Source organism: Aeromonas sp. MR7, assembly GCF_963899385.1.
In the GTDB taxonomy this organism is placed as follows: domain Bacteria; phylum Pseudomonadota; class Gammaproteobacteria; order Enterobacterales; family Aeromonadaceae; genus Aeromonas; species Aeromonas bestiarum.
This window is the reverse complement of sequence record NZ_CAWQXH010000011.1, coordinates 48,426-73,809: the sequence shown is the minus strand read 5'-3', so window position 1 is coordinate 73,809 and position 25,384 is coordinate 48,426. Positions and strand designations below refer to the sequence as shown.

Genomic DNA, 25,384 nt, shown 5'->3' with positions numbered 1-25,384 from the left:
AATCAAAACAGGCCCCGCAGGGCCTGACATGGGGTCGATTAGCACAGCCCAATCGGCCGCCCGGAAATATTATCTGCCGAGCAGGTCGGCCACCGCATCGGCGGCCTGCACATCGGCGTTGCAGCGAATGCGCTGGTGCAGCCGGGTGAAGGTGGCGATGAGCTCGCGGTTGTCGTGTTCCAGCAGCTTGCTGACCTCTTCCACCAGATTGTCCGGGGTGCACTCGTGCTGGATAAGCTCGGGCACCAGCATCTGGTCGGCCAGCAGGTTGGGCAGGGACACATAGGCGGTCTTCACCAGCCGCTGGGCCAGCCAGTAACTGAATGGTTTGAGCTTGTAACCCACCACCATGGGCTTTTTCACCAGCATGGCTTCCAGCGCGGCGGTACCGGAGGCGAGCAGCACGGCATCGGCGGCTATCATAGCCTCGCGCCCCTGCCCCTCCAGCAGCACCATGTCGAGATCCGGCGCCAGCTCGGCCTTGATGGCCATGAACTGCTCGCGCCGTTTATCGTTGACCAGCGGCACTATGAAGCCGAGATCCGGGTAACGCACGGTCAGCCGTTTGCAGGCCTCCAGAAACACCGGTGACATGAAGCCCACCTCGGCGCTGCGACTGCCCGGCAGCACCGCCAGCCAGCGCCGGCCCGGGTCAATGCCCAGCGCCTGGCGCACCGCGGCCTGATCCGGCACCAGCGGAATATCGTCTGCCATGGTGTGGCCGACAAAGCGGCAGGGGGCGTCAAAACGGTCGTAGAAGGCTTTCTCGAACGGCAGGAAGGCGAGCACCATGTCGGTGGCGGCCTTGATCTTGTGAATGCGGTTCTGACGCCAGGCCCAGACCGAGGGGCTGACGTAGTGAACCGTCTTGATACCGGCACGGCGCAGCTTCAGCTCCACCCCGATATTGAAATCCGGTGCATCCACCCCGACGAAGATGTCGGGCGGATTGGCGATAAAATGGCGCAGCAGTTCGCGGCGGACCTTGAGGATGCGGGGCAGACGGCCAAGCACCTCTGTGATCCCCATGACGGAAAGCTCTTCCATCTCGAACAGGGCCTTGACGCCAAGGGCCTGCATCCGCGGCCCGGCGATCCCTTCAAACTGCGCGTCCGGATAGCGGCGCTGCAGTTCACGCACCAGCCCGGCGGCCAGGATGTCGCCGGAGGTCTCTCCGGCGACGATACCGATGCGAACGGGATCAGGCACGGATGATCCCGCGCTCGTTGTCCTTGAGGAAATCCACGTAGAGCTGAACGGCCGGTTCGCTGGCCGCCATCTCGATCAGCACGGGCAATACCTCTTCGATGGTCTTGCCGGAGCGGAAGATCTCCTTGTAGGCACGCTTGACGGCCGAGATGGCCTCAGGGCTATAGCCGCGACGACGCAGGCCTTCGGAGTTGACCCCGAACGGCTTGGCATAGTTGCCGGCCGCCATCACGTAGGGCGGCACATCCTTGTTCAGGGCGGCGCAGCCACCGACGAAGGCGTGGGAGCCAACCCGACCAAACTGGTGGATCGCGGAGAGACCGCCAAAGATCACGAAATCGCCGATCACCACGTGGCCCGCCAGGGTCGCGTTGTTGGCGAAGATGCAGTTGTCACCGATGATGCAGTCATGGGCCACGTGCACGTTGACCATGAAGAGGTTACCACTGCCCACCCTGGTCAGGGACTGATCCTGGATGGTGCCGCGGTGCACTGTGCAGTTCTCGCGAAAGACGTTGTTGTCGCCGATCTCGAGGAAGGTGCGCTCGCCGGCGTACTTCTTGTCCTGGCAATCCTCACCTATGGAGGTGTGCTGGAAGATCTTGTTGCCACGACCTATCTTGGTCGGGCCCTTGATCACCACATGGGAGCCTATCCAAGTGTTTTCGCCGATTTCAACCTCGGCGCCGATGACAGAAAAGGGGCCGATTTCAGCCCCTTTACCGATCACGGCAGACTCATGGACGATGGCGGTATCGTGAATGATGGCAGTCTGGTCGATCACGTGTATTAAACCTCGCGTTTGGCGCACATCAGCTCGGCGGTACAGACCACTTCACCATCGACGGTGGCGACACCGGTGAACTTGGCGATACCGCGGCGCTCTTTCAGGAACACCACGTCGAGCACCAGCTGATCGCCGGGGCCGACCGGACGCTTGAAACGAGCGTTATCGATTGAGGCAAAGTAATAGAGTTCGTTGGGGGACGGCTTGCCCACCATGGTGAACGCCAGGATACCGGTGGCCTGCGCCATGGCTTCCAGGATCAGTACGCCAGGGAACACCGGCTTGGCCGGGAAGTGCCCCTGGAAGATCGGCTCGTTGAACGAGACGTTCTTGATGGCGCGCAGGGTCTTGCGCTCGTCGCTGATCTCGTAGCTTTCCACCTTGTCCACCATCAGGAAGGGATAACGGTGGGGCAGCAGATCCATGATTTCCTGGATACCCAGGCTCTTCTTTTCAGTAGTCAAAACAGTACCCTATACCAATCGTGATTATTCTTGATCCAGCTTCTTCTCAAGCTTGCTCAACCGCTTGTGCATCTCTTCGATACGCATCACCCGGGCGGCGGTCTTGCGCCACTCTTTATTGGTTTGCAGGGGGATGCCGGAAGAGTAGACACCGGGCTCGGTAATGGGTCGCATCACCATGGCCATGCCGGTAATGGTGGCCTGATCGCAGATCTCCATGTGCCCGTTAAAGACGGAAGCGCCGCCAATGATACAGTATTTGCCGACCTTGAGACTACCAGCCATCACGGTCGCACCGGCCACGGCGGTGCCATAACCGATCTCGACGTTGTGGGCGATCTGGCACTGGTTGTCGATGATGACGTTATCCGCGATGCGGGTATCTTCCAGCGCACCCCGGTCTATGGTGGTGCAGGCTCCGATCTCGACCCGGTTGCCTATGGTCACGCCACCGAGCTGGGGGATCTTGATCCACTCGCCACGCTCATTGGCATAACCGAACCCATCGGCGCCGATCACTGTGCCGGCTTGAACCAGACAGTCGGTGCCCATGGTGATGTTGTGATACAGGGTGACGTTGGCCCACAACCGGGAGCGTGCTCCCAGTCGGGTATTCTTGCCAACAAAACAGCCTGGACCTATGCGCACGTCATCCCCCAGCACGACGCCGGATTCGATCACCGCATTGGCCCCGATGGCCACTCTCTCGCCCAGTTGCACGTCGGCCGCGATGACGGCGCTAGGATGTATATCCGTGGCCGGTTGCGGCGTGGTGTCCAGCAGTTGGGCGACCCGGGCGAACCCCACATAGGGGTCTTTGATCACCAGGGCATTGGTGGGACAAAAAGGCAAATCCGCTTCTGTAATGAGCACGGCCGTGGCCTCGCTCTGCTCCAGATAATGCCGGTACTTTTTATTGGACAGGAAGGTGATATCCCCCTCCCCGGCCTTTTCCAGTGTCGCTACCTTGCGGATTTCCAGGGTTCCGTCGCCATGGACCTGGGCCCCTAGTTGCTGGGCCAGCTGTGCGAGAGTGAATGCCATCAATTAGTTGCTCTTGCTTACCTGAGAAATAACCTGGGCAGAGATGTCCAGCTTGCTGGCGGCATACGGGGCGGCATTGCGCTCCAGCACCAGATCATAACCATTGCTCTTGGCGATGGAATCGATGGCTGCCTGTACCTTGGTCAGGATCTTGCCGCGCTCTTCGGACTGACGGCGACCGTTGTCCTGTTCGAACGCCTGACGCTTCTGGTTGAACTCCATCTGCAGCTTGGCCAGTTTCTCCTGGTTCTGCTTCTTCTGCTCGGCGCTCATGAAGGCTTCGTCCTTCTTGAACTTCTCGACCAGCGCCTGACCGTCGGATTCCAGCTTCTGCAGCTCACGCATGCGCGGCTCGAATTCACCTTTCAGCTTCTTGGAGACTGCTTCACGCTGGGGCAGCTTTTGGAATACTTCGCCCATGTCGACCACGGCGATCTTGGTCTCGGCCAAGGCGGAGCCCATGCCGGCAGCCATCAGTGCAAAACTCAAACCAGCTACTTTCAACGCTTTATTCACACTTACTCCTTGTTCCCTCATGTGAGGGCTACCTGATTTACCTGATTATGCAAGTGGTACCCGGACCGACTTGTTACCTGGTGAGGCACGCAAGCTGCGCGTCCCATCATTGAATACCCCCACCGCCTGGGTGGGGGTGCGTCCGTCCTTAGAAGGTGCGGCCGATGTTGAATGAGAAGAACTCGGTGCGATCGCCCTCGTACTGCTTGAGCGGACGGGCAATCGCGAACACCAGGGGTCCCATGGGGGAGAGCCACTGCAGCGACAGACCGGCCGAGGCGCGGTAGTTGGTCGGGTCCGAATAGTCGCTCAGATAGTTGCAACCACTGAAACAGCGGTTCTGGTACTGGGCATAGTCGAAGGTGGTATCCCACACGGAACCGGCGTCGATGAAGAAGCTGGTACGCAGCTGGGGCTGATAGGTCTCTGACGCGAACGGCGTCGGCACTATCATCTCGAGGGATGCCACCGCCAGGGCGTTGCCGCCCACCGAGCTGTCGGTGCCCTGGATGACGTCGTTGCCGCTCAGGTTGTAGTAGTAGAGCGCCTTCGGACCCACGGTATTGCTCTTGAAGCCGCGCAGGGTATCGAAACCACCGGCGAAGTAGTTCTCGAAGAACGGCAGTACGTGGTCATAGTTGCCGTTGCTGCCGTAACCGTTGCCGTAGGAGGCGCGGGCCTTGGCCATCAGTACCCATTTGTGATCCGCATCGAACGGGAAGTAGTGCGCATCTTCGGCGTTCAGCTTGAAGTACTGCAGATCCATGCCCGGCACTGTCACCTTGGCGTTCACACGCTGGCGGTCACCCGCGGTCGGGAACATGCCCTTGTTGAGGGTGGAACGGGTCCAGCCGGCGGTGACGTCGACGGTGTTGAACACCATGCGGTTGTCGCCATCCTTGTTCTTGCTGTACACCTTCCAGAACTCATCCACCTGCAGATAGGGGTTGGGCTGGGACAGCTTGTTGTTCTCAAGGCCGAGGCTGAAGTCGAGGCGGTTGTTCTCGTTGACCGGGAAACCACTGGAGAGGCGGAAGCCGACTGTGGTGTTCTCGTAGTCGACTATGTTGGCGTCGGCCGCACTGAACTGGTTGTAGTAGAGACGACCACCCAGGCTGACTCCATCCACGGTGAAGTAGGGATCGTTGTAGCTGAGGTCGACGCTCTTGGAGTACTTGTTGGTGCTGGCGGAGATGCCGATCTTCTTGCCGGTCCCCATGAAGTTGTCCTGCTGCAGGCCCGCCTGCAGGCTCAGGCCCGATTCGGTACCATAGCCCACGCCGGCGTTGATGGAGCCCGCTGGCTGCTCCTTGACCTTGAAGTCGAGATCGACCTGGTCATCGCTGCCCGGCACCCGTTTGGTGTCCACTTCCGCGGTTTCGAAGTAGCCGAGGCGGTTGAGACGGGTCTTGGACTGCTCGACGCTGTCGGAGGAGAGCCAGGTGCCTTCCATCTGACGCATCTCGCGGCGCAGCACTTCATCCTTGGTGGTGACGTTGCCGCTGAAGTTGATGTTGCGCACATAGACACGGGGACCCGGCTCTATGTTGACGATCAGCTCCACTTCCTTGGTCTTGTCATTGACCTGGGGGAAGGTGACCACTTTCGGGTAGGCGTAGCCGTAACGGCCGAGGAACTTGGAGAGCACCTCTTCGGTATGGGTGACCTGGCTGGCGGAGTAGATGCTGCCGGCTTCGATGGGGATGAGGCCCTTCATCTCGCCGCCACGATCTATCATGTCGCCCTTGAGCTGAACGCCGGAGACCTTGTACTGATCCCCTTCCTTGACGTTCAGGGTCACGTAAACGCCCTTCTTGTCCGGGGTCATGGAGACCTGGGTCGACTCCTGGGCGAAGCGGATGTAGCCGCGATCCATGTAGTAGGAGCGCAGGGTCTCGATGTCACCGGCCAGTTTCTGCTTCTGGTAACGCTGATCACCGGTGAAGTTCCACCAGGGCACATCGTCCTTGAGGGAGAGCTGGGCCAGCAGTTTCTCTTCCGGGAAGACATTGTTGCCGACTATGTTGATCTGCTGGATCTTGGCCGCTTCCCCTTCCACGAAGGTGAACTTGAGGTCGACCCGGTTGCGCGGCAGCGGGGTGACGATGGCCTTGACCCTGGCGGAGTATTTGCCCACGCCGTAGTAGAAATCTTCCAGACCCTTCTCGAGGGAGCTCAGTACGGTGCGATCCAGGGGATCACCCACCCGGATGCCCGAGGACTCCAGGCTCTGGGTCAGCTGCTCTTCCTTGATATCCTTGTTGCCTGAAAACTCGATGCTGGAGATGGTCGGCCGCTCCTTGACCGCCACTTGCAGCACCTGACCGTCACGGTAAACCTTCACGTCCTCGAAGTTGCCGGAGGAGTAGAGCTTCTTGATGGCGTTGGCCAGGGTCACGGAATCGACGGTATCGCCAACCCGGATCGGCAGGTTCAACAGGGCGGCACCCAGCGTCACTCGCTGCAAACCGTCGACCTGGATATCTTGCACCACAAAAGAGGCAGGGGCCGCCTGGGCCAGGAAACTGGCACCCAGCAGGCAACTCAACACCAATGCTTTTTTAACAGCCATTTTGTTCTTATGTGTCCTTGTTGATGCTCTGGCCTCAGAGGCGAGCGAAATCATTAAACAGCGCAATGCCCATCAGTAACATCAGAATGGCGGCGCCGATCCTGAAACCCACTTCCTGAATTTTTTCTGATACCGGCTTGCCGGTGACCGCCTCGATGAGGAAGTAGACCAGATGGCCACCATCCAGCACCGGCAGGGGAAACAGGTTGATGATCCCCAGGTTGACGCTGATCAGCGCCAGAAAGCCGAGGAAATAGACCAGACCGTAATCGGCACTGCTGCCTGCGCCCTTGGCAATGGAGATGGGGCCGCTCAGATTATCCAGCGAGACGATGCCACCAATCAGCTTGCCAATCATGTCAAAGGTCAGTGTGGTCAGGCTCCAGGTCTTCTGGGCTCCCTGCCACAGGGCTTGCAAAGGCCCATACTGTAACAGAATTCGATACTCATCCGGTAATGGAACCAGTTGCGGTGACAGGCCGACAAAACCGACCAGCTGACCCCGCACTTTTTTCACATCCGGGGTCAGGGTCAGGGTCAGTTCGCTGCCCGCCCGCTCCACCACCAGCTGCAGTGGCTGCTCCGGAGACTGCTGCACCTGGAGCACGAACTGGGCCCACTCGGTGACCTCCTGCTCGCCCACCCGCTTGATGCGATCACCGACCAAGATGCCGGCCTTCTCGCTGGCACTCTTGGGCACTATGGCCTCGACCACGGGCAGCACCTTGCCGCCAAGGGGCACTATCCCCAGGCTGCCGATGGGTGACTCCTTGTCCGGATCGAACTGCCAGCCAGCAAGCTGCAGGGTCTTGTCCACCGCATAGCTGGTGTTGGCTGGCTTCAGCTTGAGCTGCACGGCATCATCGCCCAGGTGGCTGATGAGGGCATAGGTCACGCTCTCCCAGTCACCGGTCGCCTTGTCGCCGACACCGACGATCTCCATGCCGGATTCGATCCCGGCCGCCGCCACTATGGAGGCGGGGCGCACCTCCCCCACCACGGGTTTGACGGCAGGAACGCCGATCATGAACATCAGCCAGAGGGCAAACAGGGCAAACACGAAGTTCGCCATGGGGCCCGCCGCCACTATGGCCATGCGTGCCCAGACACTCTTGTGGTTGAAGGCATGCTGCTCATCACCGGGTTTGAGCTCATCGACCCGGCCATCCAACATCTTGACGTAGCCGCCGAGCGGGATCAGCGCCAGCACATACTCGGTGCCATCCTTGCCGACCCGGCGCCAGATGGCCTTGCCAAAACCGATGGAGAAACGCTCGACCTTGACGCCACAGCGACGGGCCACCCAGAAGTGGCCGAATTCATGCACCGCAACCAGCAGCCCGAGGGCGACGATAAAGGCACCTATGTTCCACAACACGCCGCCCATCAGCCGATCACCTCGATATCATACCCATTCGAACAACTGAAGGAGGCAGTCATCAAGGCATGTTTGTCATTCCACAGCACAGCACTCATCAGTCAGCCACCTCGATTTCATGCATGGTCCGATACCCGAAGGCAAGGATGAAGGCAGCACAATGCCACGAAATACCACTCATCAGCTAAGCTCCTCAATCAAATTGTGAGCACGGGCACGGGCCGCACCATCCAGCGCAATCAAATCATCCAGTGAGCCCACGGCGGAACTGCCCAGCGCCGCCATGATGGCCTCATTGACTCTGGCAATATCCATAAAACCGATCCGCTCCGCAAGGAAAGCCGCAACGGCCTCTTCATTGGCGGCATTGAGCGCCGTGGTCGCCGCCTGCCCTTGCTGGCAGGCGCTCATGGCCAGTGCCAAGCAGGGATAACGCTCATAATCGGGCCGGATAAAGCTGAATTCTCCGACACTGAAGAAATCCAAAGGTTCCACCCCAGACTCAACACGAGCCGGATAGGCCAGGGCATGGGCTATGGGGGTACACATGTCCGGGTTGCCAAGCTGGGCCAACACTGAGCCATCCTTGTACTGCACCATGGAGTGGATGACGGACTGGGGATGGATCACCACCTGGATCTGCTCGGGCGCCGCATTGAACAGCCAGCGCGCCTCTATGTACTCCAGCCCCTTGTTGATCATGGTGGCGGAGTCCACCGAGATCTTGGCCCCCATGGACCAGTTCGGGTGGGCGATGGCCTGGGCCGGTGTGACCCGCGCCAGTTCCTGAATGTCGGTGTAGCGGAATGGGCCGCCGGAGCCGGTCAGCAGTATCTTGCTGATGCCGGCTCCCGCCAGATCGCAGAAGCCGGGCTGACGCTGAATGGCTTCGGGCAGACACTGGAAAATCGCGTTGTGCTCGCTGTCGATGGGCAGCAGCTCGGCGCCATGCTCGCGCACCGCCTCCATGAAGAAAGCGCCGGACATCACCAGCGCCTCCTTGTTGGCCAGCAGGATGCGCTTGCCGGCGCGCACCGCTGCCATGGTGGGCGCCAGGCCCGCAGCACCGACGATGGCAGCCATCACGCTGTGAACATCGGGATGGGCTGCCACCTCGCACAGGGCGGCCTGACCGGACAGTACCCGGGTCACGCTGCCATGGCTCTTGAGCCGGCCTGCCAGCATGGCGGCCGCGTCTTCATCCACCATGACGGCGAAACGGGGGGAGAATTCGAGACAATCGCGCAGCATGGCATCCACGCTGCGGGCCGCCGTCAGCGCCAGAACTTGCCAACGGCCCGGATTCTGCCGCAGTACCTTGAGGGTGCTCTGACCGATGGAGCCGGAGGCTCCCAGGATCACCAGGTTATGCATCAACACTCCCGACTTGCTAACGAATGAATGGAGCCGAAAGCCTTCAAGATCATCAGACTATCCATCAAGACTCCTGAACGAGTAACAGACTGACGGGGCCGGATGCTCCCGGGATCATCAGCGAGGCGAGGCATCAGAATTCCTGGCTGAGCAACATATAGCTGAGCAGGAATACCGGCAGGGCGGCGGTCAGGCTGTCGATCCGGTCGAGAATACCGCCATGACCGGGCAGCAGGGTGCCGGAATCCTTGATGCCAGCTTCCCGCTTGAACATGCTCTCGGTCAGATCGCCGAGCACGGACGCCAGCACAGCCAGCAGGGAGCAGAACAGCACTATGGCCATCTTGGCGGGCACGAAGCCCATGAACCAGGTCACGGCAACGGCCAGCAGGCTGGCGGTAAACAGGCCGCCAACCATGCCTTCGATGGTTTTACCCGGGCTGACGGCCGGCGCCAGCTTGTGTTTGCCAAAGGCCTTGCCGAAAAAGTACGCGCCAGAATCTGCCGCCCAGACCAACCCCATGACGAACAACAGGATCCAGGCCCCCATCATGGGGTCGTGATAGAAGTTGTAACCACGGATGGCCACCAGCGACCAGAAGAAGGGCACCAGGGTCACCAGACCGAACAGGGACTTGAGCCAGATGGACTCTTTCCACAGCTTGGCGCTCTGGGGATAACGCAATACCAGCAACAGCCCCAGCAGCCACCAGCTGACCGCGGTCCAGAGCACGCCCATCACCAGCGGATGCAAGTGCGGGGTCCACAGCTGCTCGACCGGCAGCCAGAACAGGCTGGCACCGAGCAACAGACAGAACACCAGCGGCAGCCATTGCTGCGGCCGAGCAGAGACGAAGCCGCTCCACTCGCGGCTGGCCAACAGAAACACCAGGGCTGCCAACAGGGCAAAGAATTTCAACGGCAGAAAAAATAACGCCCCCAACACCAGGGGAACCAGTAGCAATGCGGTAATAATTCGTTGTTTTAGCAAAAGAAACCTCTCTCTTGGGAGGGGATTTAGCCGGTCTGATGCTCGGCGATCAATTCCCGTATCTGTTCGCCCGTACACCCGAAGCGACGCTCGCGGGCAACGAAAGAGGCAACGGCCTCACTGAACTCGGCCTCGTTGAAATCGGGCCACAATACCGGGGTAAAATAGAGCTCGGCATAGGCGAGCTGCCATAACACAAAATTGCTGATGCGATGATCGCCACCGGTCCGGATCAACAGATCCACGGGGGGCAGGTCGGCCATGCAGACTTGCCCGGCCAGCAGGGACTCATCAATGGCATCGGCGTCCAGCTCGCCCGCCGCCACGGCACGGGCCAGTTTACGGGCCGCCTGGGCGATATCCCACTGACCACCGTAATTGGCGGCAATATTGAGGGTCAGCCCCTGGTTGTCGGCGGTCAGGGCCTCAGCCTTGGCGATCTTGGCCTGCAAGCGTTCACTGAAGCGGGCGGTATCACCGATCACCTTGAGCCGGATCCCGTTGCTGTGCAGTTTCTTGACCTCACGGCCCAGTACAGTCAGGAACAGCTCCATCAGGGCACTGACCTCCCCTTCCGGCCGCCGCCAGTTCTCACTGGAGAAGGCAAACAGGGTCAACGCCTCTATCTTGGCGCGCGCGGCAAAGGTCACCGCCTCACGAACAGACTTCACGCCCGCCTTGTGACCATAGACCCGCATCTTGCCACGGTTCTGAGCCCAGCGTCCGTTGCCATCCATGATGATGGCCACATGACGAGGCAAGGACGAGTTGGCACAATCACCTAACGCTGCCAAAAGCGACATTCATTTCTCCCACAAAGACAAAAGCGCCGTGCAGGGGCACTACACGGCGCTCGTAATATACCTGTCAGAGGCTTAGATTTCCATTAGCTCCTTTTCCTTCGCGGCCAGGGCGTCATCCACCAGCTTGATGAAGGCATCGGTGAGTTTCTGGATCTCTTCCTGGGCACGACGGTCGTCGTCTTCGGAGATCTCTTTGTCCTTGAGCAGCGCTTTGAAGTCGGCGTTGGCATCGCGACGGATGTTACGCACGGCCACACGGGCACCTTCGGCTTCGGCACGGACGATCTTGGTCAGATCGCGGCGACGCTCTTCGGTCAACGGCGGCAGCGGCACGCGCAGGGTCTGGCCGTTGCTGGACGGGTTCAGGCCCAGATCTGAGGTCAGGATTGCCTTCTCTACCGCCTGGATCATGGAGCGGTCAAAAATGGAGATGGACAGGGTACGAGCATCTTCTGCCACCACGTTGGCCAACTGTTTCAGAGGAGTGGCAGCACCGTAATACTCAACCTGGATACCGTCGAGCAGGCTCGGGTGAGCGCGGCCGGTACGGATCTTGGACATCTGGGTCTTGAGCGACTCTACGCTCTTGGCCATGCGGTCCTTGGCGTCGTTTTTAATCTCGTTGATCACAGTGGTTTTCCTTTTGGCGAACGAGCCGCCACGCGGCTCGTGTCTATCATATTTATTTGCTGGCGTAATGAATAAGAGCGCCTTCCAGCCTGATCTCTTGTCTTACTTGCCGATGTGGTGGATCAGGGTGCCTTCCGGCTCACCCATGATAACCCGACGCAGCGCACCCGGTTTGTTCATGTTGAACACGCGGATCGGCAGATCATGGTCACGGGCCAGAGTAAAAGCAGCAAGATCCATCACTTTGAGTTCTTTTTCAAGAACTTCATCATAACTCAATTCATGGTACAGCACGGCATCCGGGTTTTTGACCGGGTCATCCGTAAATACGCCATCGACCTTGGTGGCTTTCAGCACCACGTCGGCTTCGATCTCGATCCCGCGCAGGCAGGCCGCGGAGTCGGTGGTAAAGAAGGGGTTGCCGGTACCGGCAGAGAAGATCACTACCTTGCCGGCGCGCAGCTGGCTGATGGCCTCGGCCCAGCTATAGGAATCGCAGACGCCCTGCAGGGAGATGGCAGACATCAGACGGGCATTCACATAAGCACGATGCAGGGCATCACGCATGGCCAGACCGTTCATCACGGTGGCCAGCATACCCATGTGGTCGCCCACCACGCGGTTCATGCCCGCTTTGGCAAGACCGGCACCACGGAACAGGTTGCCGCCACCGATGACCAGACCGACCTGAACACCCAGCTCAACCAGTTCCTTGATCTCTTGGGCCATCCGCTCCAGTACCGCCGGATCAATGCCAAAACCCTCGGATCCTTGCAGGGCTTCACCACTCAACTTCAGAAGAACACGTCTGTATGCAGGCTTGGGATTGGTACTCATGTCACTGATTCCTGGTCATATAAAGACCGCGACATAAGTCGCGGTCTGGGGAAACGGAAAAACCGGTTCGGTTAGGCCTTCTGAGCGGCCGCGATTTGGGCTGCCACTTCAGCAGCGAAATCGGTCTCTTGCTTCTCGATGCCTTCGCCCACTTCGAAACGGGTGAAGGAGACAACGTCAGCGCCTTCTTTCTTCAGCAGCTCGGCAACCGTCATGGAAGGATCCTTCACGAACGGCTGACCAGTCAGGGAAACCTCACCGGTGAACTTCTTCATGCGGCCTTCAACCATCTTCTCGGCGATCTCTTTCGGCTTGCCGGAGTTGATGGCGATGTCGATCTGAATTTCGCGCTCTTTGGCAACGACTTCAGCAGACACGTCTTCAGGCTTGACGAATTGCGGGCTGTTGGCTGCAACGTGCATGGCCAGATCTTTGGCCAGCTCGGCGGAACCACCGGTCAGCTTGGTGATAACACCAATGCGGGAACCGTGAACGTAGGTGCCCAGGTTGTCACCTTCAACCAGCATCACGCGACGCAGGTTCATGTTCTCACCGATCTTGGCGATCAGGTTGGTGATGGTCAGCTCGATGGACTCACCGTTGCCGAAATCGGTCGCTTTCAGGGCGTCGACGTCAGCAATTTTCTGGGTCGCGGCGATATCGGCGATCTTCTGGCCCATTGCCATGAAGCTGGCATCTTTGGCGACGAAGTCGGTTTCGCTGTTCAGCTCGATCATGGCAGCAATGTTGCCTTCGGTACGGGCGAAAATCACGCCTTCAGCAGCGATACGGCCTGCTTTCTTGGCGGCTTTGGCCTGACCGGATTTGCGCATGTTCTCGATTGCCAGCTCGATATCACCAGCAGCTTCTTCCAGTGCTTTTTTGCAATCCATCATGCCAGCGGCGGTGCGCTCGCGCAGTTCTTTTACCAGGGCGGCAGTAACGTTAGCCATGTCCAGTATCCTCGGTCTTGAATTGACAAGAAACAGGGGCCACAAGGGCCCCTGCTAACCAATTACATCAGCTTGGTTAATAAGGGCTTTTCAGTCCTTATCAATTACTCAGCTTCAACGAAGCCATCTTGTTCGGCTTGAACAACGATGTCCTGAGCGCGAGCTTCCAGTACGGTGTCAGCAGCAGCATTCAGATACAGCTGTACGGCACGGATAGCATCGTCGTTACCCGGGATGACGTAATCAACGCCGTCCGGGTTGGAGTTGGTATCAACGATGGAAACTACCGGGATACCCAGGTTGTTGGCTTCTTTGATAGCGATGTGCTCGTGGTCGGCATCGACAACGAACAGCACGTCAGGCAGGCCGCCCATGTTCTTGATACCACCCAGGCTCTTCTCCAGCTTGTCCATTTCGCGAGTACGCATCAGCGCCTCTTTCTTGGTCAGCTTTTCGAAGGTACCGTCCTGGCTCTGGGTTTCCAGATCTTTCAGGCGCTTGATGGACTGACGAACGGTTTTCCAGTTGGTCAGCATGCCACCCAACCAGCGGTGGTTGACATAGAACTGGTCGCAACGATCAGCGGCATCTTTTACGGCTTCAGACGCGGCACGCTTGGTACCTACGAACAGTACCTTGCCTTTCTTGGCAGCTACGGAGCTGATGAAGTTCATGGCATCGTCAAACATCGGAACGGTTTTTTCCAAGTTGATGATGTGAACCTTGCTGCGGGCACCGAAGATGTAGGACTTCATTTTCGGGTTCCAGTAACGAGTCTGGTGACCGAAGTGAACGCCGGCTTGCAGCATGTCGCGCATAGAAACTTTAGCCATTTTATACCTCTGTATTGGGGTTAGGCCTCCACACATCCCATGTAACCGACCCCAAAGGGGCACCCCGGTACAGGTGTCGATGTGTGTGTGTTATTGAGTAAGGGTGATGAAATGCGGACGCAAGTTCCCCATTCCGGCGCGCTTTATACCATAACTTTGGTCAGGACACCACCGGCCGGGGTGCTAAAAATGGATCCCTGTAGTGGATGCCGGGCAGAGGATTTGACGTTGTGATGACAATCACACTGGAAGTAAACGGGGGTTGGGGATAAAATTTTGGCCTGATTGCAAACGCATCTATTTTTCATTACCTGATTGTTGGGCATCGACAGGATGCGCAGTCAGGCCCCAAGAGAGATCCCATGTCCATTAAAATCAAGACACCGGAAGAGATTGAAAAGATGCGCGTTGCCGGCCAGCTGGCCGCCGATGTGCTGATCATGATAGCCCCCCACGTCAAGGCAGGCGTCACCACAGACGAGCTGAACACCCTGTGCCACGACTATATCGTCGACGTGCAGCAGGCGATCCCGGCCCCGCTCAACTACCACGGCTTCCCCAAGTCCATCTGCACCTCGGTGAACGACGTCATCTGTCACGGCATCCCCAACCACAAGAAATTGCGGGAAGGGGACATCATCAACCTGGACATCACAGTCATCAAGGATGGCTACCACGGTGACACCTCCGCCATGTTCATCGTGGGTGAGACCACACCGCTGCGTCGCCAGCTGTGCAAGGTCGCCCAGGAGAGCCTGTACGCCGCCATCAAGCAGGTGCGCCCCGGCATGTGCATCACAGAGATTGGCGCCCTGATCCAGCCCATCGTCGAGAAGGCCGGCTTCTCGGTGGTGCGCGACTACTGTGGCCACGGCATCGGCAGCGAATTCCACGAAGAACCGCAGATCCTGCACTACCGCAACGGCGGCAAGCAGGAGCTCAAGCCGGGCATGTGCTTCACCATAGAGCCCATGGTCAACAGCAAGAAGTATCACTGCCGCATCAACCCGAAAGATGGCTGGACCGTGACCACCAAGGATGGCGGCGACTCAGCCCAGTGGGAACACACCCTGCTGGTGACCGAGGATGGCTGCGAGGTGCTCACCCTGCGCCCCGATGACACCATCGACCGCGTTATCCGCCACGTTTGACATTCAGCCCCGGCCACACGCCGGGGTTGATCTTTACCCGGCCAGACCGAGAGTGTGAGATGCCATGGATGCCAGCCTGCTTTCCCCCCATCTGTTACCCGACGATCAGCTCACCCGCGAGAACTGCAAAGAGTATCTGAGCCGTTTTCTCGGCTGGCTGCACGCCCGATTCGATGCCGGTGACAACATCATAGAACTGGTGGCCACCCGCTCCGAATACATGGATGAGCTGCTGACCCGGCTGTGGCAAAAATTCGGCTTCGACAAGACGGCGCTCACCCTGATCGCGGTGGGCGGCTATGGCCGGGGCGAGCTGCACCCCCACTCCGACATAGACCTGCTGATCCTCTATGAAGGAGAAGAGCTGGACGAGGTGCTGGGGCTGCGCATCGGCGAGTTCATCACCTTGCTGTGGGATCTCAAGCTGGAGGTGGGCCAGGCGGTACGCAACGTGGCCGAATGCATAGAGCAGGGCCGCGCCGACATCACGGTCGCCACCAACCTGATCGAGGCGCGCTATATCACGGGCCGCCAGGAGGGTTTCCAGCAACTCAAGGAGGCGACCGGCCCCCAGCTCTTCTGGCCGAGCGAGCAGTTCTTCCAGGCCAAGCGCGAAGAGCAGGCCCTGCGCCACCAGCAATTTCAGGGGACCGCCTACAAGCTGGAGCCGGACCTCAAGAGCAATCCGGGCGGACTGCGGGACATCCAGACCCTGGCCTGGGTCGCCCGCCGCCATTTCGGCGCCACCACCTTGTTCGAGATGACCAGCCACGGCTTTCTCAACCGGGCCGAATACCGCGAGCTGCTCGACTGCCAGAATTTCCTGTGGAAGGTGCGCTTCGCCCTGCACATGGCCATCAACAAGGGCGACAACCGGCTGCTGTTCGACCGCCAGCGCACCGTGGCCCAGATGCTGGGATTCGAGGGGGACGGCAACAGCCCGGTCGAACAGATGATGAAACGCTTCTATCAGACGGTGCGGCGGGTCTCCGAGCTCAACGAGATGCTGTTGCAGCTGTTTGACGAGGCTATTCTCGGCAACACCGCCATGGACGTGCGCCGCCTCTCCGACGAATTCCAGCTGCGGGGTCGCCTCATCGATGCGGTGGATTCCGAGCTGTTTGGCCGCGAGCCCGCCGCCATACTGCGGCTCTTCTACCAGATAGCCCAGCATCCCGAGATTGCCGGCATCCACTCCGCCACCCTGCGCCAGCTGCGCGAGGCGCGCCGCAAGCTCAACTGCTGGCTGCAGGATTTGCCCGAGTGCCGCCGCCTGTTCATGGCGCTGCTGCGCCATCCCAACGGCATAGGTCAGCCGCTCTCCCTGATGCACAAATACGGGATCCTGGCGGCCTATTTGCCCCAGTGGAACCTCATCGTCGGCCAGATGCAATTCGACATGTTCCACGCCTACACGGTCGATGAGCACACCCACCGGCTGCTCAAGAACATCCACCAGTTTCCCAATCCGGCCAGCCGCCAGACCCACCCGCTCTGCCACGAGGTGTTCACCCGGCTGCGCAAGCCGGAGCTGCTCAGCATCGCCGCCCTGTTTCACGACATCGCCAAGGGCCGGCGCGGGGATCACTCAGAACTCGGCGCCGTCGATGCGCTGGAGTTCTGTCAGCTGCACGGCCTGGATCGCTACGAGAGCCGGCTGGTCGCCTGGCTGGTGCGCCACCACCTGCTGATGTCGGTCACCGCCCAGCGCCGCGACATCTACGACCCCGAAGTGGTCACCGACTTTGCCCAGAAGGTGCGCGACGAGCAGCATCTCGACCTTATCTACTGCCTGACGGTGGCCGACATCTGCGCCACCAACGACACCCTCTGGAACGACTGGAAAGGCACACTGCTGCGCGAACTCTACTTCGCCACCCAGAAGGCGCTGCGCCAGGGGCTGGAAAACCCGCCCGACATGCGGCTGCGCATTCGCGAGAACCAGCGCCAGGCCAAGCAGATCCTGGCTCAACGGGACGTACCGGAAGAGGCCATCAACCAGCTGTGGAGCGACTTCAAGGCCGACTACTTCCTGCGCCACAGCCCGGAGCAGATCGCCTGGCACTGTCGCAAGATCATCGAGCATGGCGACAACCCGGCCCCGCTGGTGATCATCGGCAAGCATCCGACCCGGGGGGGCAGCGAGGTGTTCATCTACTGCCGCGACACTCCGAATCTGTTCGCCACCGTGGCCTCGGCGCTGGATCAGAAGAACCTCAACATCCACGATGCCCAGATCATGAATTCGCGCAGCGACTATGTGCTGGATACCTTCGTGGTGCTGGAGCCAAGCGGCGAGCCCATCAGCCCCAACCGCACCGCCACCATCAAGAAGGCTCTGGAGAAGGCCTTGCAGGAGCCGGGCAAGCTGGTACTGCGCAACAAGCCGCTGTCACGGCGCCACCGCCAGTTCAGCGTACCAACCCGGGCGGTGTTTTTGCCCCACAAGGGGGAGACCCGCCACACCCTGCTGGAGCTGACGGCGCTGGATACCCCGGGGCTGCTGGCCCGCATCGGTGCCGTGTTCCAGCAGTGCGGCCTGTCGCTCCATGCCGCCAAGATCACCACCATAGGCGAGCGGGTAGAGGACTTCTTCAGCCTCACCACTCTCGCGGGCGAACCCTTGACCAAGGACGAGCAGCTCGCGCTGGAAGAGCGGCTGGTAAATCAGCTCAATCCCCAGGAGTCGGCCGATGAGGAGGGCAGCGACAAGCCGGCGAAAGGCCTCACAAGGCGCCTTTCATCATCCTGATTTATCAAGCAGAACAAATGGTTGGACCACTCAAGCACAATAAATCAGCGTTCCCCCGAAGAAATCGGCTTGAGCCCTTAAAAACAATTGGAAAAGTGTGATACAACAAACGGAATTTTTTAAAGGAAACCTGTCATGACCGAGTTGCAACAGATCATCGAAGCGGCCTTCGAGCGCCGTGATTCCATCACTCCCGGCTCAGTCGATGCCGCCACCAAGGCCGCCATCCTGCAAGCCATCGACCTGCTGGATTCCGGCAAGGCCCGTGTCGCCGAGAAGATTGCCGGCGAGTGGGTGGTACACCAGTGGTTGAAGAAAGCGGTACTGCTCTACTTCCGCATCAATGACAACGGCATCATCAAGGGCGATGATGCCCAGTACTACGACAAGGTTCCCCTCAAGTTCTCCGACTACACAGCCGAGCAGTTCAAGGAAGCGGGTGTGCGCGTGGTGCCGCCGGCAACTGCCCGCAAAGGCTCCTTCATCGCCCCCAATACGGTGCTGATGCCCTCCTACGTCAACATAGGCGCCTTCGTTGACGAAGGCACCATGGTCGACACCTGGGCCACAGTGGGCTCCTGCGCCCAGATCGGCAAGAACGTACACCTCTCCGGCGGCGTCGGCATAGGTGGCGTACTGGAGCCGCTGCAGGCCAACCCGACCATCATCGAAGACAACTGCTTCATCGGTGCCCGCTCAGAAGTGGTTGAAGGGGTTATCGTGGAAGAGGGCTCCGTCATCTCCATGGGCGTCTTCATCGGCCAGTCCACCCGCATCTATGATCGCGAAACCGGCGAAATTCACTACGGTCGCGTACCGGCGGGTTCCGTGGTCGTCTCCGGCTCCCTTCCCTCCAAGTGTGGCAAGTACAGCCTGTACGCCGCCGTGATCGTTAAGAAGGTGGATGCCAAGACCCGTGCCAAGGTAGGGATCAACGCCCTGCTGCGCTCCATCGACGAGTAATGGCCAACTGCTTGCTGCAAGGGCGCCTCGAGGCGCCCTTTTTTATGATTGCATCGACACCCTGATGATAGGAATGTCCTGCGGCCCAGGCTGTCGGTAACAGCGCCCTGCTGCGCGCCATCGATAAGTGATCGACCAGCCATCATGGTAAAGGGGCCTTTTGGACCCCTTTTGATTTTGGCGCCCCTGTCACAGGCAAGCCACACAGACTCGGTTAAGATAGATGGGTCAGGATCGTTTCAAACCGAGGAAGCCCGATGTACGAGAATCTGAAGAGCCTGGGGATCCAGGAACCCACCTCAGTGGACAGCTATACCCTGCGCCAGGAAGCCAATCACGACATCCTCAAGATCTACTTCAAGAAGCAGAAAGGCGAGTTCTTCGCCAAGAGTGTCAAATTCAAATATCCCCGCCAGCGCAAGACCATGCTGGTCGACTCGGGTACCCATGAGTACAAGGATGTCACCGAGATCAACGCCAATCTCAAGTACGTGGTGGATGAGCTGGATAACCTGACCCAGGGCGTACACGTGCAGGCCGACCCGGACATCAAGCAGAAGATACTGCGTGACCTGCGCCACCTGGAAAAAGTGGTGCAGAACAAGATCTGTGAAATAGAGCGGGATCTGGAGAAGTTGTAAGCCCGATCCGGCAGCAACGAGGGCGCCCGTCAGGCGCCCCTTTTCTTTGTGCGGGATCCGCATGCCATGGGCGGGCCAACATGTGGTGAGGGAAGCAGGCCATAAGTTGCCCCCGCCCCCATCCCTTTGGATCAGAATGAGCAACTCGACGGACCCGGTCCCTGCCCGTCATTCCCCTGACACTCGCCCAGCAAAAAGGGAGGCTTTCGCCTCCCTCTTCAAGAACTCTGATATTCAGGCAACAGGATTAGTTGCTCTTCATCCAGATATCCATGTCGGTTTTCAGGTTGTCAGACTTGGTACCGAAGATGGCTTGTACGCCGGAGCCAGCAACCACCACACCGGCGGCGCCCAGCTTCTTCAGACCAGCCTGGTCAACCTTGGCCACGTCTTTCACGCCAACCCGCAGACGGGTGATGCAGGCATCCAGAGAGGCGATGTTCTCTTTACCACCGAAGGCAGTGACCAGGGCAGCGGACATCTCGTCCTTGCTTTGGCTGACGGTCTCTTCAGCAGTCTCGTCTTCACGACCCGGAGTTTTCAGGTTCATGGCACGGATTACGAAGCTGAACACTACGTAGTAGATGACCGCGTAGACCAGACCCAGACCCACCAGCAGCAACATGTTGTCGGCACGGGGTGATTGCACCACGAAGTCGATGAAACCGTTGGAGAAGGTGTGACCGTGTACCACGCCCAGGGAGTTGGTCAGCACATAGGCCAGACCAGCCAGTACGGCGTGAATCGCGTACAGCACAGGAGCGATGAACAGGAAGGAGAATTCAATCGGCTCGGTGATACCGGTCAGGAAAGAGGTCAGGGCGGCAGAGGCCATGATACCTACGATCTTGGCGCGGTTTTCCGGCTTGGCGGCGTGAGCGATGGCAAACGCAGCAGCAGGCAGACCGAACATCTTGAACAGGTAGCCACCGGCCAGCTGACCGAAGCCGTTACCGGCAGCGCGGGAAGCGTCATCGGCAGTCAGGAAGCAGGTCATGATGCCGTGAACAGTTTCACCGGCGCCGTTGACACAGGTACCCGCCTGATAGAAGAAAGGCACGTTCCAGATGTGGTGCAGACCGAACGGGATCAGGGAGCGCTCAACCACGCCGTAGATACCGAAGGCCAGTACCGGGTTCTGGTTGGCAGCCCAGTCGGAGAAGGCACCGATGGCGGAGCCAACTGGCGGCCAAATCACGGACAGGATCACACCCAGACCGATGGACACGAAACCTGTGATGATGGGCACGGCACGCTTGCCGGCGAAGAAGCCCAGATACTCTGGCAACTGGATCTTGTAGAAACGGTTGAACGCCCAGGCAGCCACACCACCGGCGAGGATACCGCCCAGTACGCCGGTCTCGATGGTTTCAACACCCATCACAGGTGCCATCACCTTCAGAGTAGCGGTCATGATGCCGTAGCCAACGATGGCTGACAGACCGGATACGCCGTCGTTATTGGTAAAGCCGAGGGCAACACCCACTGCAAACAGCAGGGCCATCTGACCAAATACGGAACCACCAGCTTGCTCCATCAATTGGGAGACAATTTCTGGCAACCAGCTGAAGTGAGCGGCGCCCACCCCCAGCAGAATACCTGCAACTGGCAAGACCGATACTGGCAGCATCAGCGCCTTACCGACCTTTTGCAGATTAGAGAAAGCATTTTTAAACATGTGTGCGCTCCTGAATGAATTGTCTTCCCGTAAACGGTTCAGTCCAATTGATAGACGATCACGAGCATCATCTTCATCGGCATGAATTCGATTGGGGGTTGTTTATTTTGACCTGTTGAATATAACCCAGCAGATCGGAAATTTCTTCCATCAGGCGCAAGGGAATAAAAAATTTGGAGGGGAGATCACAAGATAATTCTGAGGGGAAATTCGGGGAGGTTTCAGACATATTTCGGCATTTTCATGCTACGCCATAAATATGAAAAGTGCTGTTTCGCATTGTATTTTAACCAATCATAGCAATGCCAAAAGAAACGCATTGTAACTTAATGTAACCATTTGCTGTTTTTTCTATTTTAGAATACCGATTAAAAAGGCCTCCAACAAGGGAGGCCTCAAATAAATATTATCTTTTAAAGGCTGGGCAATATTCAGTCTTTCTGCGAACGCTTGACCGCGTCAATAAAGACGGATTTCGCCTTGGTCGAGCCGGCACGCTCGGCCTCATTGACCAGTTGCATCGCCTTGTCGATATCACCGGCTTTCACCGCTTTCTCGATCTGGGACTGATAGAAGGCCTCGGTTTCGGTCAGCATGGCGGGTGCGGGTTTGCTGGGCACAGCAACGGCTGCAGCCGTCACAGTACCAGCGGCCACGGCGGCGGTCGCCGGTGCGGCCTGGCTCATCGCCACCTTGTCTGCATACTCGGGTTTGAAGACGGCCTCAAGACCCTGCCCCTTGGCCATGTCGACGACTTCGATCTGCACAAGGCCCCATGGGGAGTGCGGGATCACGGGATCCTTGATATCCGGCTCAACCGTGCTATTCGCACGGGCGAACGCCTTGGAGGGATGCAATATGGTGGTACTGCCCGCCAGCTGGTTGGCCGGGGCATAGACAATCATGTAGGTTTCAGCCGCCAGGTTGCCCGGCATGCTGCGATCGACAAACACCTTGCCTTCGATGCGATCGTTGTCCAGCAGATGGGCTGGCTGGTAGCTGAATACCGACTCACCCAGCACGCGAGTCACCTTGAACTGGGCATCCAGCATGATGACCTGAGGCACCAGTACTGTCTTGCTCACCTGGGAGGCGACCTTGATGGCCAGGTTGCCGGTGTTGGTGGGCAGGCGATAAGCCGCGAAATAGCTCATCCCCTCGTCAAACTGAAAGCTGGGTTGCTTGCCATCGAGAGCCAGCAAGGTATCGCCTTCCGGCAGGCTCACATAATTGAAATCGTTGAAAGCAGCGCAGCAGCTGGTTGCCTGTGAGAGCGCCTGCTTGGCCTGTTCGGCATTACTCAGGATGGATGCGTGATCCTGCACGGGGATCAACATGCTACCGGAACAACCGGCCAACAGCGCAGTAACCACGGCTGCGATAGACATCTTTACCAGTTTCATTCTTCTTATCTCCATAACCCGGTTGCCGTTACCCGGCGAAACAAAACTGCCCCCATACGGGGGCAGTGACTAACTTAACTGAAAGAAGTGCTTACCACCAAGCTTCCGCTTGAACACCGAAGTTCCAAGTGTCGTCGGCAGTACCGTTATTAAATGCATTGCCTTTCATCTCTTGCTTGTCTTGCGCAAGATAGGAAGCAAATACTCGGATTTCCGGGCGTGCCCAGAAGCTGGAGCCAGCAGACCAAGCCTGAGACAAGGTCAGCTTGTAACCAGAATCCTCAAGGGAAGAACCGTTGGTGGACTTGTTCTTGTCCTTGAAGTAGCCGCCTTCGAAGATGGTCTTGTTGAAATCATCCCACTTGTACATAGGGCGAGCAACGACAGACATGGTTTCCCATTTATCATTGCCAACCCACATCTCGTTGCCTACACCGTAGACCAGCTGATGGCCCATCTCCCAAGAGTTACCCATCGGGATCACACCATGGTTGATGATACGGAAACCATCGGCGCCATCTTTGGCTTCAGCACCATACCAAGAGCCATCGCCCCAGAAGGCAAATGTCTTGGAATAACCTTCAGTACCATACTGCAGCACAGTTTTGTTGAAGCCACCCAAGATACCCTGAGTCAGCTCGGCGGTGAGCATGACACCATCTTTGGCATTCTTATATTGTGCATTAGTCGAATCTTTTTGGGCATCAGATGGATTAGCAATGGCGTAATCGACCCCAACTTCCAGTGAACCGTCTTGCCACAGAGGGATACCTGCATAGCGCAGATCCAGAGTGTTGACGTTCATTTCATCATTGTAAGTCCACCCATCATTGGTACCGCTACGATCATTACGGACCCAAGCGAAAGAGACCTTGCCAGGACCGGCCTGGATGCCTTCGATACCGGCACCGGCACCAGAGATGTTCCAGTAGTAGAAGTCTGAGATGTGGATGTCGTGACGTTGGTAGTAACGCTTACCGGCCCACAGGGTGGCTTCCGGTGCGAAACCCAGCAGCCCCTTGGCCTGCACGTTAAATTGACGCAGCGCAAAGGTTGCGTCTTCCTTATTTTCACATCCATCCAATGTAGTACCATTGGCAGAGGTACATTTGAATTTAGACTCAGTAGATTCCCAATCATTGGAGCCATTGGAAGTCATTGCCACCATAGAATCAACATAGAAGGTCTTACCATCTTTGTTGAAAACCTCAGAGCCCAATTGAATTTCACCATAAGTGTCAGCCTCATTGCCTAGGCGGCCTACTTTCTGCTTAGCATTATCTGACAAACCAGTCTGCATGCTGCCATCGGTAGAAACGCCAACACCTGAACGGAAGTAGCCGTGGAAATCAACGGCGAAGGCGGCTTGGGAAGCCAGGGCTGCGGTTACTGCTGCAGCGATCGGGAGCCACTTTGCTTTCATTTTCATTTTCCTTATTCCCGCTGAGAGGAGTGTGATCCTGAATATCCAAGTTCTTATCACCATAAAAACGTTTAGGTGATAACCGAGGCCGATTATAGGTAGCCAATTTCGGGACAAACATGAGCTGATTCACAAAATGGCGACAAATCGCCCACTCCACAGCGGAGAGGGTTTTATAGGGCATAATAAGCAATAAATTAGCAATAACTCACCAATTAAAAACACAAACAAGCAAAAAACATAGCTTGAAATCGCTACCAAACATTAATTCGCTTCGCTGATTAAGTTGAAAATGCCCAAATCAATGACAAAAATATGACTGAAATCGCTTTCAATGCGGAACTTTTAATTTTCTTGCATGTCGGTCATGACAGAAATAAATGCTCGGCCAAACGAAGGGATGCCAGAAAAATAACCGGATAAAAAGTGGGAAATATGGTCAGTTGAGACTGGTCTGGCCCGGAAATAAACATCCCCCATGGGCAAACCAACGGGGGACAAATAAAGAACACAAGGAGGGGAAAACTAGAGTGTATTTTCCCAGCCGGTTAGCCAGGCCAGCGCCACTTTTTCCGGTTCATCGTCGACGGTGGCATCTATCTCCAGACGGGGCAACAGAGCCCTGGCCCCCAGCTCCTGCAACAGGCCGTCAAGCTGACGGCCGGCACCGCAAAAGTGCTCATAGCTGCTGTCACCCATGGCGATGAGCGCATAACGCCACCCTTTCATATAGGGAGCCCGATCGGCCAGGGCGGCGGCGAAGGGTTGCAGATTGGGCGGAATATCGCCCTGCCCCGTGGTGGCGGTGATCACCAGCAGGAAGCGGGAGGCGTCCAGGTCTTCCAGCACGGCCTCATCGAAGATCTGGCACACATGTCCGGCCTGCTGCAACTGCGCTGACAGCGTCTCGGCAACCAGCATGGCCGCGCCATAAACGGTTCCCACCACTATATCTATCTGAGCCATAACGGATTCCTTTGAC

Annotated in this window: 22 protein-coding genes; 4 read left to right on the top strand and 18 right to left on the bottom strand. The window is 58.0% G+C overall.

The genetic code is table 11. The features are described 5' to 3' along the window. Window positions 1-69: 69 nt before the first annotated feature. The 14 genes from lpxB to rpsB form a co-directional block, all read right to left on the bottom strand. The gene (gene lpxB, locus AACW87_RS05280) at window positions 70-1,209 is read right to left on the bottom strand and encodes a lipid-A-disaccharide synthase (RefSeq protein ID WP_241279212.1); all 1,140 of its coding nucleotides are present in this window, start codon (window positions 1,207-1,209) and stop codon (window positions 70-72) included. Next, window positions 1,202-1,993: an acyl-ACP--UDP-N-acetylglucosamine O-acyltransferase gene (gene lpxA, locus AACW87_RS05275; RefSeq protein ID WP_241279211.1), complete on the bottom strand. Its 792-nt coding sequence runs from the start codon at window positions 1,991-1,993 to the stop codon at window positions 1,202-1,204. Before lpxA ends, lpxB begins: the two co-directional genes overlap by 8 nt. 5 nt (window positions 1,994-1,998) lie before the next feature. Further along, window positions 1,999-2,460 carry a 3-hydroxyacyl-ACP dehydratase FabZ gene (fabZ, locus tag AACW87_RS05270; RefSeq protein WP_042038166.1) on the bottom strand — a complete coding sequence of 154 codons (462 nt, stop codon included), beginning with the start codon at window positions 2,458-2,460 and terminating at the stop codon, window positions 1,999-2,001. 24 nt (window positions 2,461-2,484) lie between these two features. Then, window positions 2,485-3,504 carry a UDP-3-O-(3-hydroxymyristoyl)glucosamine N-acyltransferase gene (gene lpxD / locus AACW87_RS05265; RefSeq protein ID WP_098985209.1) on the bottom strand — a complete coding sequence of 340 codons (1,020 nt, stop codon included), beginning with the start codon at window positions 3,502-3,504 and terminating at the stop codon, window positions 2,485-2,487. Between the two features lie 3 nt (window positions 3,505-3,507). Further along, on the bottom strand, window positions 3,508-4,020 hold the full coding sequence (locus AACW87_RS05260) for an OmpH family outer membrane protein (protein ID WP_042867201.1): 513 nt from the start codon (window positions 4,018-4,020) through the stop codon (window positions 3,508-3,510). A 148-nt stretch (window positions 4,021-4,168) separates the two neighbouring features. Then, a complete protein-coding gene (gene bamA, locus AACW87_RS05255) occupies window positions 4,169-6,592 on the bottom strand; it encodes an outer membrane protein assembly factor BamA (RefSeq protein WP_043554778.1) in 2,424 nt (807 codons plus the stop codon). Window positions 6,593-6,626: 34 nt separating this feature from the next. Beyond that, complete coding sequence (gene rseP, locus AACW87_RS05250; RefSeq protein WP_241324390.1) at window positions 6,627-7,979, bottom strand: sigma E protease regulator RseP; 1,353 nt, start codon at window positions 7,977-7,979, stop codon at window positions 6,627-6,629. A gap of 171 nt (window positions 7,980-8,150) precedes the next feature. Next, window positions 8,151-9,344 (bottom strand): 1-deoxy-D-xylulose-5-phosphate reductoisomerase, encoded by a 1,194-nt coding sequence (gene ispC / locus AACW87_RS05245; protein WP_241324388.1) that lies wholly within the window; start codon window positions 9,342-9,344, stop codon window positions 8,151-8,153. A 133-nt stretch (window positions 9,345-9,477) separates the two neighbouring features. Beyond that, window positions 9,478-10,335, bottom strand: a complete 858-nt coding sequence (locus AACW87_RS05240; protein ID WP_241324386.1) for a phosphatidate cytidylyltransferase — start codon at window positions 10,333-10,335, stop codon at window positions 9,478-9,480. 26 nt (window positions 10,336-10,361) lie between these two features. Further along, a complete protein-coding gene (gene uppS / locus AACW87_RS05235) occupies window positions 10,362-11,138 on the bottom strand; it encodes a polyprenyl diphosphate synthase (protein WP_098984764.1) in 777 nt (258 codons plus the stop codon). Window positions 11,139-11,210: 72 nt separating this feature from the next. Beyond that, window positions 11,211-11,768 carry a ribosome recycling factor gene (frr, locus tag AACW87_RS05230; protein WP_043134480.1) on the bottom strand — a complete coding sequence of 186 codons (558 nt, stop codon included), beginning with the start codon at window positions 11,766-11,768 and terminating at the stop codon, window positions 11,211-11,213. Window positions 11,769-11,870: 102 nt separating this feature from the next. After that, window positions 11,871-12,605, bottom strand: a complete 735-nt coding sequence (gene pyrH / locus AACW87_RS05225; RefSeq protein ID WP_042038153.1) for a UMP kinase — start codon at window positions 12,603-12,605, stop codon at window positions 11,871-11,873. A gap of 71 nt (window positions 12,606-12,676) precedes the next feature. Next, a complete protein-coding gene (gene tsf, locus AACW87_RS05220; RefSeq protein WP_042038148.1) occupies window positions 12,677-13,558 on the bottom strand; it encodes a translation elongation factor Ts in 882 nt (293 codons plus the stop codon). Between the two features lie 104 nt (window positions 13,559-13,662). Then, window positions 13,663-14,391: a 30S ribosomal protein S2 gene (rpsB, locus tag AACW87_RS05215; RefSeq protein WP_042867194.1), complete on the bottom strand. Its 729-nt coding sequence runs from the start codon at window positions 14,389-14,391 to the stop codon at window positions 13,663-13,665. A 362-nt stretch (window positions 14,392-14,753) separates the two neighbouring features. Here rpsB and map point away from each other — a divergent pair, with 362 nt between their 5' ends. The 4 genes from map to AACW87_RS05195 all read left to right on the top strand — a co-directional run bounded on the left by map (window position 14,754) and on the right by AACW87_RS05195 (window position 19,898). Beyond that, window positions 14,754-15,542 (top strand): type I methionyl aminopeptidase, encoded by a 789-nt coding sequence (gene map / locus AACW87_RS05210; protein ID WP_042867193.1) that lies wholly within the window; start codon window positions 14,754-14,756, stop codon window positions 15,540-15,542. 64 nt (window positions 15,543-15,606) lie between these two features. Next, window positions 15,607-18,294: a bifunctional uridylyltransferase/uridylyl-removing protein GlnD gene (gene glnD / locus AACW87_RS05205; protein ID WP_241324384.1), complete on the top strand. Its 2,688-nt coding sequence runs from the start codon at window positions 15,607-15,609 to the stop codon at window positions 18,292-18,294. 135 nt (window positions 18,295-18,429) lie between these two features. Further along, a complete protein-coding gene (gene dapD, locus AACW87_RS05200) occupies window positions 18,430-19,257 on the top strand; it encodes a 2,3,4,5-tetrahydropyridine-2,6-dicarboxylate N-succinyltransferase (protein ID WP_042867191.1) in 828 nt (275 codons plus the stop codon). A 257-nt stretch (window positions 19,258-19,514) separates the two neighbouring features. Further along, complete coding sequence (locus tag AACW87_RS05195) at window positions 19,515-19,898, top strand: DUF3461 family protein (RefSeq protein ID WP_241324383.1); 384 nt, start codon at window positions 19,515-19,517, stop codon at window positions 19,896-19,898. 247 nt (window positions 19,899-20,145) lie between these two features. Here the strand turns inward: AACW87_RS05195 and ptsG are convergent, their stop codons facing one another. The 4 genes from ptsG to AACW87_RS05175 all read right to left on the bottom strand — a co-directional run bounded on the left by ptsG (window position 20,146) and on the right by AACW87_RS05175 (window position 25,368). Beyond that, window positions 20,146-21,576, bottom strand: a complete 1,431-nt coding sequence (ptsG, locus tag AACW87_RS05190; protein WP_043134475.1) for a PTS glucose transporter subunit IIBC — start codon at window positions 21,574-21,576, stop codon at window positions 20,146-20,148. A 431-nt stretch (window positions 21,577-22,007) separates the two neighbouring features. Further along, window positions 22,008-22,979, bottom strand: coding sequence for a MalM family protein (locus AACW87_RS05185; protein WP_241324382.1), 972 nt, complete (start codon window positions 22,977-22,979; stop codon window positions 22,008-22,010). A gap of 91 nt (window positions 22,980-23,070) precedes the next feature. Further along, window positions 23,071-24,402: a maltoporin gene (locus AACW87_RS05180; RefSeq protein ID WP_339385728.1), complete on the bottom strand. Its 1,332-nt coding sequence runs from the start codon at window positions 24,400-24,402 to the stop codon at window positions 23,071-23,073. A gap of 525 nt (window positions 24,403-24,927) precedes the next feature. Next, window positions 24,928-25,368: a flavodoxin gene (locus tag AACW87_RS05175; protein WP_241324379.1), complete on the bottom strand. Its 441-nt coding sequence runs from the start codon at window positions 25,366-25,368 to the stop codon at window positions 24,928-24,930. Window positions 25,369-25,384 lie beyond the last annotated feature (16 nt).

Bases quoted from the DNA above. Each gene is read 5' to 3' on its own strand.
- lpxD (WP_098985209.1), bottom strand. From the start codon at position 3,504: ATGGCATTCACTCTCGCACAGCTGGCCCAGCAACTAGGGGCCCAGGTC.
- bamA (WP_043554778.1), bottom strand. From the start codon at position 6,592: ATGGCTGTTAAAAAAGCATTGGTGTTGAGTTGCCTGCTGGGTGCCAGT.
- rseP (WP_241324390.1), bottom strand. From the start codon at position 7,979: ATGGGCGGCGTGTTGTGGAACATAGGTGCCTTTATCGTCGCCCTCGGG.
- ispC (WP_241324388.1), bottom strand. From the start codon at position 9,344: ATGCATAACCTGGTGATCCTGGGAGCCTCCGGCTCCATCGGTCAGAGC.
- uppS (WP_098984764.1), bottom strand. From the start codon at position 11,138: ATGTCGCTTTTGGCAGCGTTAGGTGATTGTGCCAACTCGTCCTTGCCT.
- pyrH (WP_042038153.1), bottom strand. From the start codon at position 12,605: ATGAGTACCAATCCCAAGCCTGCATACAGACGTGTTCTTCTGAAGTTG.
- tsf (WP_042038148.1), bottom strand. From the start codon at position 13,558: ATGGCTAACGTTACTGCCGCCCTGGTAAAAGAACTGCGCGAGCGCACC.
- rpsB (WP_042867194.1), bottom strand. From the start codon at position 14,391: ATGGCTAAAGTTTCTATGCGCGACATGCTGCAAGCCGGCGTTCACTTC.
- map (WP_042867193.1), top strand. From the start codon at position 14,754: ATGTCCATTAAAATCAAGACACCGGAAGAGATTGAAAAGATGCGCGTT.
- glnD (WP_241324384.1), top strand. From the start codon at position 15,607: ATGGATGCCAGCCTGCTTTCCCCCCATCTGTTACCCGACGATCAGCTC.
- dapD (WP_042867191.1), top strand. From the start codon at position 18,430: ATGACCGAGTTGCAACAGATCATCGAAGCGGCCTTCGAGCGCCGTGAT.
- AACW87_RS05195 (WP_241324383.1), top strand. From the start codon at position 19,515: ATGTACGAGAATCTGAAGAGCCTGGGGATCCAGGAACCCACCTCAGTG.
- ptsG (WP_043134475.1), bottom strand. From the start codon at position 21,576: ATGTTTAAAAATGCTTTCTCTAATCTGCAAAAGGTCGGTAAGGCGCTG.
- AACW87_RS05185 (WP_241324382.1), bottom strand. From the start codon at position 22,979: ATGAAACTGGTAAAGATGTCTATCGCAGCCGTGGTTACTGCGCTGTTG.
- AACW87_RS05180 (WP_339385728.1), bottom strand. From the start codon at position 24,402: ATGAAAGCAAAGTGGCTCCCGATCGCTGCAGCAGTAACCGCAGCCCTG.
- AACW87_RS05175 (WP_241324379.1), bottom strand. From the start codon at position 25,368: ATGGCTCAGATAGATATAGTGGTGGGAACCGTTTATGGCGCGGCCATG.